The sequence below is a fragment of the Mesobacillus boroniphilus JCM 21738 genome (assembly GCF_000517385.1).
GTDB classification, from domain to species: domain Bacteria; phylum Bacillota; class Bacilli; order Bacillales; family Cytobacillaceae; genus Mesobacillus; species Mesobacillus boroniphilus.
On record NZ_BAUW01000011.1, the window covers coordinates 15,926 to 30,732 of the forward strand.

A 14,807-nucleotide genomic window follows, 5' to 3' on the forward strand; every position below is an offset into this window, starting at 1 on the left:
TAAAAAAACGCTTACATGAAATCTTAATAAATTTGCTGTCAGTGATATTCTAACAGCTGCAATGATTAATAAAAAAATCGCGCTCAGCTTGCTCACTCCTACATTTGGATCATACTTCTATTTTACTATCTTTTTGTAAAATAGATAGGATGTTTTTATTATGCTTGTTGATTACAGCTCCTGTCCGCTTTTAACAGAATAATTCTCCATTCATCTTTAACTCAGGCAAATTTTGAAATAATTATCGGCAAGTAAGGAAAGATAAAGTTATCATTAGTGCATTGGGGTGTAAAAATGGAGGACAAGACAAAAATCCGCCTGACTGCGGCCGAAATGTCCAGTTTGTGGTCGCAATATATAAATGATACAGTCTCTGTTTGTGTTTTGAGTTATTTCCTGAACAACTTAGACGACAAAAAGGTAAAGGAAATCGTGGAGTTTGCTCTCGGCGCATCACAAAAAAACATTTCACTTTTAAAAGAGATTTTTGATCGTGAAGATTTTCCCTACCCAATTGGTTTCACAAAGAAAGATGTGAATATCCATTCTCCACGGCTTTTTTCCGATACATTCGTAATGATGTATCTAAGGCATATGTCCATTCTTGGAATGGCAGCAAATACTGCGGCAATCGGTCTTGGAACGCGGCCTGATGTGATTAACTTTCATAAAAGTGTATTGAAATCTGCGATTGGACTGCAGGATTTGACAAGGGAGGCAATGCTGGAACAAGGAACATACATAAGGCCACCATTTATTTCAGTCCCAGATAAGGTTGACTTTGTTGAAAAACAAAAATTTTTATCTGGGATTAAAAGCAGGAGACGGGCACTTACCTCAGTAGAAATGACACATTTGTTCATGAATATACAAACCAACCAAATAGGAAAGGCACTGATCATGGGATTCATCCAGGTGGCTCAGGATAAAGAGGTCAAGGGGTATTTGCAGAGAGGGAAAAAAATCGCTCAAAAACATGTCGATTTGTTCTGTGATATTCTTAAGAATAATGACATTCCGGCCCCCATGTTTTGGGATTCAGCAGTAACAGATAGTACTACACAAGTATTTTCAGATAAATTGATCTTATTCCATGTCTCAGCAATGATCGCAGCAGGGATCGGGAATTATGGTGTCGCTATCGCAGCAAGCCCACGCAAGGATATTGGGCTGAAATATGCTTCGCTGATTCCTGAAATTGCGTTGTATGCTGAAGATGGAGCCAATATCATGATCAAAAACTCATGGTTGGAGGAACCTCCAATGGCTGACGATCGAGACCAGCTGTCCGGGATGACATAAAGAACTGAAAATAGGGTGTCCCATATAAATTTGGGACACCCTTATATTTAGTATTTTATTCGACTAATAGTGAGGAGCACTCGCTGCTTATTTTGCATTTTGCAGATCTGGAAACTTAACTGGTGTATCTACTGATAATTGATCACGGTATGACCGGTACGCTAACACAGTGTGATTATGGGAATGGACATCAAGCTGCAAAATCTTTGAATTATTTGTCTCAAGATAGTATCTCATTTTGCCTTGGACGAGTTCAAAAAATGAGATGGTAACACCTAAGTATTCTTTCTTTACAACTTTCACATCAGGATGATTCCTTACGAAGTCAGCTATTTGCTGAACAGATGCTGACGATGATCCTGTGATGGAATAAAGGGTTTCTTTCGCGTGACCAAATGCCTGATTTAAAGTTGTTTTTGCTTTATTAAGCAAATTATTAAACGATATGTTCAAGTTCATTCCTCCATCTAAGCATTTTTTAGATGTTAGTTAATATACCCGGGAATATCAAAGAGAATCCACTTTGCTGTTTATTTTTCGTTTGAAATACCACCTTAAAATCGGAGGAACTGCAAAATATATGAAGAATAGCCTGAATAGCTGAAATCCTGAAACAATTGACAAATCAGCCTTTACCTCATGAGCAATTATCCCCATCTGATCCATTCCACCTGGCGCCAAACTAAGAAAACTTGTAACTATATTGATGTCTAAAGCGTCTGATAAAAAGAAGCTTAACGCCAAAGATCCGAGTACAAGCAAGAAGCCACTCAACAAAGCGAGAATGATGGTGGATACTTTCTTCTTTAATTTCTCAGGTTTTAATAACATACCAATATAGCCGCCTATCATCACTTGTGAAGCATCCATGACTGAAGGTGGCAGAGTTGGACCAAGGTAACCGTTGTGACATCAATCCCTTTCATTTCTTCGGCAAAATGATCATTTGTGACAATCCGCCTGGAATGCTGCCAGTCAATACTGTAGGATAATCAACTCCTGACAGCTTAGAAATAACTTTAGACATCAAGGCAGCAGATGCTACCAGGATCATCGTTAAGATCAGCATTGCTGGAAGGTTTTCTATAATATTCTCTACAGAGGATCGTGTAAATGAGAGCCCGATTGAATAACCAATAAGTATTAACGCTGTATCTCTTAAGGCTCTCGGCCAACTTAGTGTTAAGCCTTTGAAGCGATCAGCAATCAGGATTGCCGACATCGGTCCGAGCAGCCATGGAACCGGAATTGATAAAAATGAAAACACCAAACCACCAGACAAGGCTACCAAAAATGCAAATATAAATGAACTTGTACTTACGGTTAATTTCAAAGCTGCACCTTCTATAATATTTTTCGCCATCCAAATAGTGGCAATACCATCCTAGCATATTATTTTTACTAGTTGGAAGTGATATCAGCCTTACACTGGTTTATTCGTCTTTAGATATAAATTAAGGAAAACTAACATTGGGAGATGATTTAATGAATCATGTAATTAATAGTTTTGAAGAATTAAGGACATTGTACGGGGAGCCTAGTGAGCTGGCCAAAAGGAAGGTTATATCTTTCGTAGACGAACACTGCCGTAACTACATAGACCAATCACCATTTCTTGTTTTATCCACCTCTGACGAAAACGGGTACACAGACGCCTCTCCGAGGGGAGATGCACCTGGTTTTGTGCTCGTTCTGGACAAAAACCGGATTGTGATTCCAGACCGTCCCGGTAACAAGAGAATGGACTCATTGAAAAACATCTTGTCCAATCCTAGAGTAGGCTTGTTATTCATTATACCTGGGATGGCTGAAACGTTGAGAGTGAATGGGAAGGCCAGTTTGACAATGGAGCCGGAGCTACTAGAAAGAATGAAAGCCGGCGGCAAGAATCCTCTGCTTGGAATCGTAGTAGAAGTAGAGGAATGCTATATACAATGCGGAAAAGCATTAAAGCGGTCCGGTTTATGGAATCCTGAAAGCTGGGCAGATTCATCCACATTGCCATCCGGTGCAGAAATATTGGCAGCACACTCCAAGCTTCCTGGATCCTCAGAAGCTGATATAAAGAAGCGGTTGGAAGAAGGATATAAAAATAGACTTTATTGAGAAGATACCAATAATTAAGCCCTTATGAGTGAAGTTCGCAACATATAGGGGTGCATTTAGTCACTAAATAGGCCCTTATGAGAGAAGTTCACCCCCTATAAGGGTGCATGTATAACAAGTCTCATTATTAAGCGAACAAAGCTGCCAAAAGGCAGCTTATGTCTTGATAAGATTTACGGTTCTTTTGATGTTCTGCTTTGTATGACTTCGTCCAATCGGTCGGGGTAGTTGGTAAACATTCCTGTCGCTCCCCAATCCAGAAGCATGTCCATATCTTCCTTTTCATTGACAGTATAAGGGAAAACCATTAATCCAGAATCTGTGACCTTTTTAATGTATCCAGGACTAACTGCCGTATAATGCAATCCAACCCCAACTGCATATTCTTTGATTTTGCTTACTTCAGTATCGGTGATGACCGCTGGAGCGTAGTAGGACAACAGCTGAACCAATGGAATCGACTCATCTAATTGGTGGACTTTCTTTAAACTTTCTACACTGAATGATTGAACAACAACATTTCCAAATGTATGATGGGCACCGGTGAGATTGTATTCATTCAGTATACTTATTAGTTTTTCTTCCATTCCAGGATAGACTTCAGGCGATTTTGTTTCAATGAAAAACTTCGAGTCTGGACTGAACCTATCAAGCACCTCGCGCAGGGTAGGGATCTGAAGCCCCGAATACTCGGTACTCATTTTTTTAGGGAAAGCCTCATTAAACCACGAACCTGCATCAATTTTCTTTATTTCCTTGAGAGTAAGATTTTTGACCAGACCCTTTTTCTCCGTGGTCCTGTCAATTGTTTCGTCATGGAGTGCAATTAATTCTCCATCCTTCGTCATTTGAAGGTCGACTTCAATGTAATCGCCATTCATGACATTACCTAGTTCATAGGCCTGCAATGTATGTTCGGGGGCATGGCCTGAGGCACCACGATGAGAGATGTTTATTGCCTTTATTTGCCCGTAATCTGAGGAGATCTTCGCTATAGCAAAATCTGATGATGCTCCTGATAAGTAAATGACCAATGATGTGATTGCCATCCAGCGAATATATCTCACCATCTCCAATTTCCCTCCCAAAAGTATTTCCTGCATTGTTAATGGAGATCTGTAAAACCGGGTGGCTCTTAAGTGTAAATATTATTTACATCTTTTCGAGTTATATGTCATTAAAAAAGAAAACTACTTCCAAACCTTCCACCAATTTCGTTTTGATTGTTTCGAAGCTGCCGTCTCCCTGAAGCTATCGACCATATTTTTAAATATTTCGTCCCGCTGCCTGATCTCCCGTCGTAACTCTTCTCGTTCACTTTGTAGGGTGCGGACAAAATAGTCGCGCTCCTGATTAATGACCTCGTTTAAATTAGATAGCTCCTGATTTGTTGTCTCACGACTATTTGAAACATAATCCGCAAGTATTTTAAACTCTTCGGAAACTGTCTCGGTTGTCTCATTTAGCGTTTCGCCAAAAGTGATAATTCCTTATTTGTACCGGATGACAGCTTACTGACTGTACTTTCTAGTTTTACAATTTTTTCATTCGTGCCTTTTGAGGTTTTAGTCATACTAGATGTCAAAGATGCAATTCGTTCGGAAGTACCCTTCGAGACATTGGAAAGACTGCCAGATAGTGCATTTATTTTTTCAGAAGTACCTTTTGAAATCTTCGCAACACTCTCGGTGAGCTTCGTTATTTTATCAGTCGTACTCTGAGAAGCTTTAGTTACAGAATCTGAAAGCTTGCTGAACATTTCTGTCGTACCTTTAGAAACTTTTGCGAGGTTCTTACTGATTTCGGAAGTGCCTTTCGAAACATTCGTAAGCTCTGAAGATATGGTTCCGAGACGTTCGGAACTTTCTTCCGAGCTTTTGGCAACTGTTTCAGAAAGCACCAATATTTGTTCATTGGTTTTTTCTCCTGTTTTATAAATAGAATCTGAAAGAGTTTTTACTGTTGTAAAAGTCCCCTTGGAGATTTCTTTTTTTACTTCCTCCAGAACTTCCTTCCGAATGCCGTTCCTGATCTCTGCTTTTACTTCTTCAAGCAAGTTCTCCTTATATTGTTCCATTTCCAACATAAAAGTATCAAAATCATTTGAGCTGTCTGCCGGTGAGGCGGCTGGCAAAGTTGTCTTTACTGCTAGGGTGTTTTCATTTGAAGATTGAACGGAATTCGCATCAGAACTCATATGCCTTTGTAAAAGATCACGAATCATTTCTTTGCTTAGATTTTTATCACGCATTTGTTTTATCTTCATCAATTGGTCTATTTCAATATCCGTATAAAATCTTGCACCTTGTTTCGTTCTTGGGACAATCAGCAACCCTGCAAGGTCTTTTTCCCATTGTCTAATGGTGCCAGACGGAACATTAATTTTTTTGGACACCTCTTTGATTGTATATGCCTTCATGAATTGAGTGTCAGTCATCCTGCACATTCCTTTCTGTTTTGGTTTATGATAAATTCGATGTCCTATTACAATTCAGCAAGAACATTCCTGTTTTCCTGCATGGTGACAAAAGCTATCAAAAGTAGTGGTATTTCAGCATAACAACCTGAAAACATACAGTGTTCGCAAACATTCATTCAGGAAATTATCATTAATCGTGATGATTTCTTCATTTTGATTTACAATAGTCATGTAGGCCAATATTTAGGCTAAGGGGGATAAAAGCAACAAAAAAATGTCGGAAAATGATTTCCCACAATACATATTTTAGGAACAATACGAACATTTAACGGTTTTTGGAGGGGTAGAAAATGTCTGAGGTTAAAGTCCGAATTGAGAAGGATTTTCTGGGTACGAAGGAAGTATTAGCGGATGCGTACTATGGCATTCAAACTTTAAGGGCGGTGGAAAACTTCCCGATTACTGGATACAGAATCCACAGTGAACTCATAAAGGCAATGGCTATGGTGAAAAAAGCAGCGGCACTCGCCAATATGGAAACAGGAAGGCTTTACGGCGGCCTGGGGGAGGTCATTGTAAAAGCTGCTGATGAAATCATCCAGGGACAATGGCATGAACAGTTTATCGTGGATCCCATTCAGGGAGGCGCAGGAACTTCCATCAACATGAACACGAATGAAGTAATTGCTAACCGAGCGCTGGAATTGCTTGGTGAGCAGAAAGGGGATTATTTCACACTAAGCCCCAACTCTCATGTAAACATGGCACAATCGACAAATGATGCATTTCCTACTGCGATGCACATTTCTGTGCTTTCACTTTTGGACAAGCTATTGGATACTATGCAGGTCATGCGCGATGTTTTTTCACAGAAAGCAAGGGAATTTGATGCAGTCATTAAAATGGGCAGGACACACTTGCAGGACGCTGTGCCAATCCGTCTCGGCCAGGAATTTGAAGCATATACAAGGGTAATCGAGCGGGATATTGACAGAATCAAGCATACGCGCGGCCACCTGTTTGAAGTGAACATGGGAGCGACCGCTGTAGGGACCGGCTTAATGCCAATCCAAAATATATCAAAAATGTTGTCCTCCACCTTTCTGAAATCAGCGGATATCCATTAAGGAATGCTGATCATTTAGTGGATGCGACACAAAATACCGATGCTTATACAACTGTGTCTGCTGCCTTGAAGGTATGCATGATGAATATGTCGAAAATAGCCAACGACCTACGATTGATGGCGTCAGGTCCTCGAGTGGGCTTCAACGAGATTTTCCTTCCTTCAAGACAGCCAGGCTCATCCATCATGCCTGGCAAGGTGAACCCGGTCATGCCTGAGGTCATCAACCAGGTTGCCTTCCAGGTTATTGGAAACGACCATACGATCTGTCTTGCTTCCGAAGCTGGGCAGCTTGAGTTGAATGTCATGGAACCAGTGCTTATTTTCAACTTGATCCAATCGATCAGCATCATGAACAATGGTTTTAAGGTATTTACTGACCATTGTCTCGTAGGGATTGAAGCGAACAAAGAGAAGCTCGAAAAAGATGTGGAAAGAAGTGTAGGAATTATCACCGCTGTCAATCCTCACCTTGGATATGAAGCGGTATCAAGAATTGCAAGGGAAGCAATCCTGACAGGAAAATCTGTAAGGGAACTTTGCCTTGCTTATGATGTGCTTACAGAAGAAGAGCTAGATTTGATCCTGAACCCATATGAAATGACCAACCCTGGTATAGCAGGGGAAGAATTGCTGAATAAAGACTGATTGTAAAAGCCGTTGTCCCAGGACAACGGCTTTTTTCATGATAATAAGTTTTAGTCTAAATTATGAAAAAAACATTTAAAACTGTTTTTTTGCTGGACAAAGGGGAATTAAGCTCTTAAAGAAAGGGTAATTGCCAACAACAAATCTGCATCTTAAGACAGGAGGAGTAAAAATTGGCATTTCGTAAACCCCAGGAAATTGCTCAAGTGACCATTGATTCTGGAACATATAAGGCTGCTATGCCCGTAAAGAACATGCTGGCACTGGGATTCCTGGGCGGTGCTTTTATTGCAATTGGATATTTGTTGGATATCAGGGTAATCGCAAATCTGCCGCACGAGTGGGGTACTTTTGGAACATTCCTGGGTGCCGCGGTATTTCCTCTTGGCCTGATTCTGATCCTTCTTGCTGGAGGAGAGCTGCTGACGGGGAATATGACTGCCATTTCAATGGCCAGTCTTGCGAAGAAAATAACAGTAAAGAAGCTATTGAAAAATTGGTTCTGGATTACTCTTAGTAACTTTGTAGGTGCGCTTTTTGTAGCCTATTTTTTTGGACATATTGTCGGCTTGACCGAAACAGGTCCTTATCTTGATAAAACAGTCGCTGTAGCAGGCGCAAAACTTGATGCTGGTTTTTGGGCGGCTTTTTTCTCAGGTATCGGGTGTAACTGGCTCGTTGGTTTAGCGGTATGGCTCTCATATGGGGCATCCGACATGTCTGGAAAGATTTTGGCCATCTGGTTCCCGATCATGGGATTTGTCGCAATCGGTTTCCAGCACGTAGTTGCAAATATGTTCGTCATCCCGGCAGCTATTTTTGCCGGATATTACACCTGGGGTGGTTACTTTGCCAACTTTGTACCCGTTTATTTAGGGAATGCAGTTGGAGGTGGAGTCTTCGTAGCTTTGATTTATTGGATGAGTTATAAAGACAGCCTCAAAAAGCCTGCTGCACAGCCTGAGGATCAATTTTCAAAGGCAAGCGCAAAAAAACGGGCAGCTGGTAAATAAAAATGGAACCTCTGGTGCAGAGGTTCCATTTTTATGCCACGGTATTATTTCAATAATCCAAGAGATTTCAAACCATTGAAAATCCCGGAATTTGTGACAGCTGTTGTCTTATGCTTAGCATATTGAAACAGGTCAGGATGCGCATTGCCCATCGCGAATCCTTCACCTGCGCTTTTCAGCATTTCCCGATCATTCATTCCGTCTCCAAAGGCAATCGACTCTTCACGTTTAATCCCCAGTTTTTTCAGAAGAAATTCGACACCAATTCCTTTATTAACATGATCACGAATGACGTCGTAGCAATGCTGCATACCCTCGACGTTCACCTGAGAAAAATGGATTCCGTTCTTGGATTCGTATGGTGAATCACCATTTTTCCAGCAGTGATGACTGTCATGCCAAGAATTTTTTCAATCGTATCCTCAGTAAAAACAGCATTCTGGCGTAAATGGAACTGCTTAAGAAAGGCTTGTACCGATTCAGATTCCAAACTGGTCAAGTAATTTTTTTCATGCGTATAACAAACAACTTCATGGCTATTAGCTGCTGCAACATCCAATATGTATTGTACATCTTCAGGTTGCATTGGTTCGGCAAAAATCGTTTCGCCTTCATAAATGCCAGTGCGCCGTTGTATCCAATAAAAGAAGTAATCTGAAGTTCCTCTGCAAGATCTGATATCTCATGGAGCGGTCGTCCTGTAGCCAACACCACCTCAATATTTTGTCTCTTCATTTCATTGATGGCTGTCTTCGTTGAGTCTTCAATCGTATCATCAGGTCTTAAAATCGTTCCGTCTATGTCCAGAAATAAAATCTTGTAGTGTCCCATGGCAATTTCTCCTGACTTCAAAAGGTTAGTATAAGTGTTACACAATGACCATGAAGTTATCAAATATTTAAACAGTTAGAAAGGTGAGGGGCACTTTGTTTAATAGAATTAACAAAAGGGTAAACTTTAACCAAGAAAACAACAGGAAAGGAGATGTTGCTAATGTTATGGACAATAGCAGGAATATTGTTAGTGCTATGGCTGCTCGGACTGATATTTGAAATTGCCGGAGGAATCATTCATATTCTTCTCGTAATCGGAATTATCTTGATTGCATATAAAGCGATCAAAGGACGGACATCTGGTTGATATGAGAATTAAGGGCAGCGGCAAATCGTCGCTGCCTTTTACTTTGCATACATACGGTTGGATTGTTTTTTAGTGAATCGGCTTATTGGTGACCTTCTTTTCTAGTATCAGAATATTGAGGGCACAACCTGGTATATTAGCGCCCTGATTTTCAAATAACAGGAATTTTAGGTCACCAATCGTGTTTATTGTTGCCTTGTTGTCAGAAACTAGGAGCTTATGTACCCAAATCCAGCTTGGTGGTCATTCAACAATGAATGTCATTCAAACCTTGAAAATTAATAAGGGCCATTTCCTTTATTTTTTTTGGTTTTTCATAATACAATGAAACTACATACTTTTAAAGGGAGAGTGGAAGTCCAATAATGAATATAAACCAGATAGCAAATACTTTATTGGGGCGGACACCCTCAATTTTGGGTCATGAGAAATTCATCAAATTCGCAGTGTTGCTGCCGTTAGTTGAAGTTAATGGTGATGTCCATATTTTATTCGAGGTACGTTCCCTTAAGATGAGAAGACAGCCTGGTGAGGTTTGCTTTCCAGGAGGAAGATAGAAAAGGGAGAAGACCCTCAAAAAGCAGCGGTCAGGGAAACTTCGGAAGAACTTGGCATACCTGAAAGAGAGATCATTGATGTTTTTCCTTTGGATTACATGGTTTCTGCATTCGGCACAATTATCTACCCTTTTGCGGGTAAAATAAGTAATTTAAAAAACATCATTCCTAACGAAGCAGAAGTAGGGGAAGTATTTACTGTTCCTCTGTCTTTCTTTAAAAAGAACCAACCTGACAGTTATAAAATTAATTTTCAAGTGGAACCAGAAGATGGTTTTCCATTCGATCTGATCATCGGCGGCGAGAATTACAATTGGCAAACAAGAAAAATGAATGAATATTTCTATAGTACGAACGGCAAGGTGATTTGGGGACTTACAGCCAAGGTCCTGACTCATTTTGTTGAATTGATGGAACAGCATAATCTCAGAGAATAGAAGCGCTAGTCATGCGCTTTTTTTTGCCCGAAAACCATTATCTTGGAAAAACTGTTTTTGAAACTGCCCCGGGTACACGAAAGGATATGGAAATTCATTTCCTCCGCACCTTTTAAATAAATCAGGTCAAAAATATTATTCGCTGAATAGTATTATTGGCACTAAGAAACTAGTGACAAATCTCCTATTTCCTTGCAATAACAGAAATTAATAGGAAAAAAGGTTGCGGCTGGTAGTTTTATTATTTATAATTTTAAGATAATTATTTATAGAAAGTTGGTAAAAAATGAAACTGTACATATCAGTGGACATGGAAGGGATTACTGGTCTGGTCGACCATACCCATGTGGACTCTTCAAAGCACAATTACGACCGAGGCCGAAAAATCATGACACAGGAAGCGAACTATGTAATTACGAAAGCATTTGAGACTGGCTGCCAGGAAGTCATCGTTAATGATAGCCACTCCAAGATGAACAACCTTTTAATAGAGGATCTCCATCCGGAAACACAGTTGATTACCGGGGATGTAAAGCCATTTTCCATGGTCCAGGGTTTGGATGATAGCTTTCGTGGAGCCGCTTTTGTTGGTTACCATGCAAGGGCCTCAATGAGCGGAGTAATGTCGCATTCTATGATTTTCGGTGTTCGACATATGTGGATAAATGATGTTCAAATTGGCGAGCTTGGATTCAACGCTTATGTAGCTGGTCATTATGGCGTACCCGTCATTATGGTGGCAGGAGACGATGGAGCTGCCCGTGAAGCAGAGGCATTGATTCCTAACATTACAACCGCTGTAGTTAAACAGTCCATTTCAAGGTCTGCGGCAAAGTCTCTAACACCAATAAAAGCGGGTGAACTGCTTGCTGAGAAAACTGAGTTGGCTATTAAAAACAAGGATAAAGTGAAACCGCTTACTCCTCCTAAAAACCCAGTGTTAAGAATTGAATTTGCCAATTATGGACAAGCAGAGTGGGCAAACTTGATGCCGGGTACAGAAATCGAAGAAGGGACCACGATCGTAAGGTATCAGGCTAAGGACATTCTTGAAGCCTATCAAGCTATGCTTGTGATGACAGAACTGGCAATGAGAACGACATTTTCATAGAATGTTTCCTATCACCTTGAGAACTGACATAAAGACATGATAAGGATGTGAGTTAATGCTCCATTACATACTTAAACGACTGGGCTCGATGGCGGTTACCCTACTGGTCATCATCACGCTAACCTTCTTCTTGATGCACTCAATTCCTGGTTCTCCTTTTAACGAGGAGCGGGCGACGAGCGAAGCAGTCCAAAAGAACCTTGAAAGTTTCTATCATTTGGATGAGCCATTATACGTTCAATACTTTATATACTTAAAATCTGTCGCGACATTCGATTTTGGTCCTTCTATCAAAAAGTCCTCACAGACTGTAAACGAAATGCTTGGAAGGGGATTCCCTGTTTCATTTGAACTGGGGATGATTACGCTGATCGTCGCGATTTTTTCTGGCATTCTTCTGGGAATCATTGCGGCACTTCGCCATAATGGCTTGATTGATTATCTTGCGATGACAGTAGCGGTAGTCGGTATTTCGGTTCCAAACTTTGTCATGGCAACCTTGCTGATCCAGCAGTTAGCTGTAACCTGGGAGATCCTTCCGGTTGCTACCTGGACAAGTCCGAAGCATATGATTCTGCCGACTCTGGCACTTGCTACCGGCCTATGGCAATCATCGCACGTTTGAGAGATCCAGCATGCTAGAGGTCTTAACGCAAGACTACATACGGACAGCAAAGGCAAAAGGGCTGTCACCTGTGAAAATCGTCTTCAAACATGCTTTAAAGAATGCATTACTGCCAGTTGTCACGATTCTTGGCTCATTGGCAGCTAGTATACTTACAGGAACTTTCGTAATCGAAAAGATCTTTGCGATTCCAGGCATGGGCAAGTACTTTGTCGAAAGCATCAACCAACGTGACTATCCTGTCATAATGGGAACAACGATTTTTTACAGTACAGTATTGATCATGATGCTTTTCCTTGTAGACCTCGCTTACGGCATTCTTGACCCAAGGATCAAGCTTCATAAAAAGGAGGGAAAATGATGGCTCTGCGTAAACATCAGGAACCACCAGAAGTACCGTCAATTCCTGACGACTGGTTCGCTCCTATAGAAAAAAGTGACTCGGAAGCAGAAGCTGTTGTCAGGCCTAGCCTGTCGTATTGGCAGGATGCATGGAGACGCCTCCTGAAAAACAAGCTTGCAATGATGGGGTTATTCTTCTTATCTGTTTTGACATTCATGGCGATTTTCGGGCCTGTCATTTCGCCTCATACTGTTGACCATCAGGATTTGGTCAATCAAAATCTTCCTCCGTCAAGTGAGCATTGGTTTGGAACCGATGAGCTCGGGCGGGATGTATTTACCCGGACTTGGTATGGGGCACGTATATCATTATTCGTCGGCATTGCTGCAGCATTGATTGATTTTCTTATCGGAGTCATTTATGGCGGGATTGCAGGCTATAAAGGCGGCAGGACAGACCACTTCATGATGAGAATCATAGAAGTTCTTTACGGGCTTCCATATTTGCTTGTAGTTATTTTAATCAGTGTAGTAATGGGACCAAGCCTTGCTACGATCATTTTCGCACTGACGATTACAGGCTGGATAGGAATGGCGCGGATTGTCCGCGGACAAGTCCTGCAGATCAAGAACTACGAATACGTGTTAGCATCTAAAACATTCGGAACGAAAACTGCAAGAATCATCCGCAAAAATCTGCTGCCAAATACGATGGGACCAATCATTGTGCAAATAACACTTTCCGTTCCATCTGCTATCTTTGCTGAAGCATTCCTTAGCTTCCTTGGTTTGGGAATCCAGGCACCGCTTGCAAGCTGGGGATCTATGGCAAGTGATGCTTTGCCGGTTATTTTATCAGGTGACTGGTGGAGGCTGTTTTTTCCGGCATTCTTCATTTCAATGACAATGTTTTCGTTTAACGTTTTAGGTGATGGGCTTCAGGATGCACTTGACCCGAAGCTAAGGAGGTAGGCAACATGGAAAAAGTACTTGAAGTAAAAGACCTTCATGTTTCATTCAAGACATACGGCGGTGAAGTTAAAGCTGTCCGTGGAGTCACTTTTGATTTACATAAAGGGGAAACTTTAGCGATTGTAGGGGAGTCAGGTTGCGGGAAGAGCGTAACTTCACAAAGTATCATGAGATTGATTCCGGAACCACCCGGCAGGTTTGATGGTGGCTCCATCGTTTTTAAAGGGAAAGATCTTACGAAGCTTAAGGATTCGGAGATGCGAAAAATTCGCGGTTCTGATATATCGATGATTTTCCAGGATCCGATGACTGCATTGAATCCGACTTTGACAATCGGGGATCAGCTGACTGAAGGAATTCTCCAGCACATGAACCTGTCAAAGGAGCAGGCAAAGAAAGTGGCGGTACAAATGCTTGACCTGGTGGGAATACCGAGCCCACAAGTCCGCCTGAAACAATACACTCATCAATTCAGCGGTGGTATGAGGCAAAGGATTGTTATCGCCATGGCGCTAGTTTGCCAGCCGGAGGTTTTGATTGCGGACGAGCCAACAACAGCGCTTGACGTGACAATCCAGGCGCAAATTTTAGAATTGTTCCGTGATATCCAGAAAAAACAGGCGTCTCGATTATCCTGATTACACATGACCTAGGAGTTGTGGCACAGGTCGCAGATCGAATCGCCGTCATGTATGCTGGCAAAATAGTCGAAACCGGGACAAGGAGAGAAATTTTTTACAATCCACAGCACCCATATACGAAAGGGTTGTTAAATTCTGTTCCACGTTTGGATGTTGATGGTGCTGAGCTGATACCGATCGCCGGGACTCCGCCTGATTTATTCTCTCCGCCAGTTGGATGTCCGTTTACAGCCCGATGCCCATATGCGATGGAGGTTTGTGACAAAGTCTACCCTACAGCAACAAAGCTTTCCGAAAGCCATGGTGTGGACTGCTGGTTTCAGGATGAGCGAGCAAAAAAATTACTCGCCAGCAGATAGTGTTCAATC

The 14,807-nt window shown here is 41.4% G+C and carries 12 protein-coding genes and 5 pseudogenes; 10 read left to right on the forward strand and 7 right to left on the reverse strand.

The features are described from left to right. The first annotated feature begins 294 nt into the window (after positions 1-294). Complete coding sequence (locus JCM21738_RS05440; protein ID WP_023614155.1) at positions 295-1,302, forward strand: DUF3231 family protein; 1,008 nt, start codon at positions 295-297, stop codon at positions 1,300-1,302. 87 nt (positions 1,303-1,389) lie between these two features. On the opposite strand, the gene JCM21738_RS05445 is transcribed toward JCM21738_RS05440, so the two are convergent. The 3 genes from JCM21738_RS05445 to JCM21738_RS25380 form a co-directional block, all read right to left on the reverse strand. Next, entirely contained in the window at positions 1,390-1,755 is a 366-nt protein-coding gene (locus JCM21738_RS05445) for a hypothetical protein (protein ID WP_023614156.1), read from the reverse strand. A gap of 54 nt (positions 1,756-1,809) precedes the next feature. Then, entirely contained in the window at positions 1,810-2,154 is a 345-nt protein-coding gene (locus JCM21738_RS25375; RefSeq protein WP_023614157.1) for an AbrB family transcriptional regulator, read from the reverse strand. Positions 2,155-2,224: 70 nt separating this feature from the next. Further along, on the reverse strand, positions 2,225-2,635 hold the full coding sequence (locus JCM21738_RS25380; protein ID WP_243462899.1) for an AbrB family transcriptional regulator: 411 nt from the start codon (positions 2,633-2,635) through the stop codon (positions 2,225-2,227). 152 nt (positions 2,636-2,787) lie between these two features. On the opposite strand from JCM21738_RS25380, the gene JCM21738_RS05455 reads away from it, so the two are divergent. Next, entirely contained in the window at positions 2,788-3,408 is a 621-nt protein-coding gene (locus JCM21738_RS05455; protein ID WP_023614159.1) for a pyridoxamine 5'-phosphate oxidase family protein, read from the forward strand. 173 nt (positions 3,409-3,581) lie between these two features. Here JCM21738_RS05455 and JCM21738_RS05460 read toward each other — a convergent pair whose 3' ends face one another. Next, positions 3,582-4,478 carry a glycerophosphodiester phosphodiesterase gene (locus JCM21738_RS05460; RefSeq protein WP_023614160.1) on the reverse strand — a complete coding sequence of 299 codons (897 nt, stop codon included), beginning with the start codon at positions 4,476-4,478 and terminating at the stop codon, positions 3,582-3,584. A 392-nt stretch (positions 4,479-4,870) separates the two neighbouring features. Then, complete coding sequence (locus tag JCM21738_RS05465; RefSeq protein WP_052019572.1) at positions 4,871-5,845, reverse strand: MerR family transcriptional regulator; 975 nt, start codon at positions 5,843-5,845, stop codon at positions 4,871-4,873. A gap of 332 nt (positions 5,846-6,177) precedes the next feature. On the opposite strand from JCM21738_RS05465, the pseudogene aspA reads away from it, so the two are divergent. Together aspA and JCM21738_RS05475 are read left to right on the forward strand one after the other, a co-directional pair. Then, positions 6,178-7,601, forward strand: a pseudogene (aspA, locus tag JCM21738_RS05470) (aspartate ammonia-lyase). Between the two features lie 173 nt (positions 7,602-7,774). Beyond that, positions 7,775-8,614: a formate/nitrite transporter family protein gene (locus JCM21738_RS05475; RefSeq protein WP_023614163.1), complete on the forward strand. Its 840-nt coding sequence runs from the start codon at positions 7,775-7,777 to the stop codon at positions 8,612-8,614. A 44-nt stretch (positions 8,615-8,658) separates the two neighbouring features. Here JCM21738_RS05475 and JCM21738_RS27125 read toward each other — a convergent pair whose 3' ends face one another. Further along, positions 8,659-8,925 (reverse strand): HAD family hydrolase, encoded by a 267-nt coding sequence (locus tag JCM21738_RS27125; RefSeq protein WP_369385650.1) that lies wholly within the window; start codon positions 8,923-8,925, stop codon positions 8,659-8,661. A gap of 11 nt (positions 8,926-8,936) precedes the next feature. Beyond that, positions 8,937-9,445 (reverse strand): annotated as a pseudogene (locus JCM21738_RS27130) (HAD-IIB family hydrolase). Positions 9,446-9,607: 162 nt separating this feature from the next. On the opposite strand from JCM21738_RS27130, the gene JCM21738_RS23790 reads away from it, so the two are divergent. The 6 genes and pseudogenes from JCM21738_RS23790 to JCM21738_RS05505 all read left to right on the forward strand — a co-directional run bounded on the left by JCM21738_RS23790 (position 9,608) and on the right by JCM21738_RS05505 (position 14,798). After that, a complete protein-coding gene (locus tag JCM21738_RS23790) occupies positions 9,608-9,754 on the forward strand; it encodes a lmo0937 family membrane protein (protein ID WP_023614165.1) in 147 nt (48 codons plus the stop codon). A 365-nt stretch (positions 9,755-10,119) separates the two neighbouring features. Continuing rightward, positions 10,120-10,748, forward strand: a pseudogene (locus JCM21738_RS05485) (NUDIX hydrolase). Between the two features lie 286 nt (positions 10,749-11,034). Further along, positions 11,035-11,859, forward strand: coding sequence for a D-aminopeptidase DppA (gene dppA, locus JCM21738_RS05490; RefSeq protein ID WP_023614167.1), 825 nt, complete (start codon positions 11,035-11,037; stop codon positions 11,857-11,859). A 55-nt stretch (positions 11,860-11,914) separates the two neighbouring features. Further along, a pseudogene (locus JCM21738_RS05495) lies at positions 11,915-12,845 on the forward strand (ABC transporter permease). Beyond that, entirely contained in the window at positions 12,845-13,798 is a 954-nt protein-coding gene (locus tag JCM21738_RS05500; RefSeq protein ID WP_023614169.1) for an ABC transporter permease, read from the forward strand. Before JCM21738_RS05495 ends, JCM21738_RS05500 begins: the two are co-directional and overlap by 1 nt. A 5-nt stretch (positions 13,799-13,803) precedes the next feature. Continuing rightward, positions 13,804-14,798, forward strand: a pseudogene (locus JCM21738_RS05505) (ABC transporter ATP-binding protein). The last annotated feature ends 9 nt before the right edge of the window (positions 14,799-14,807 follow it).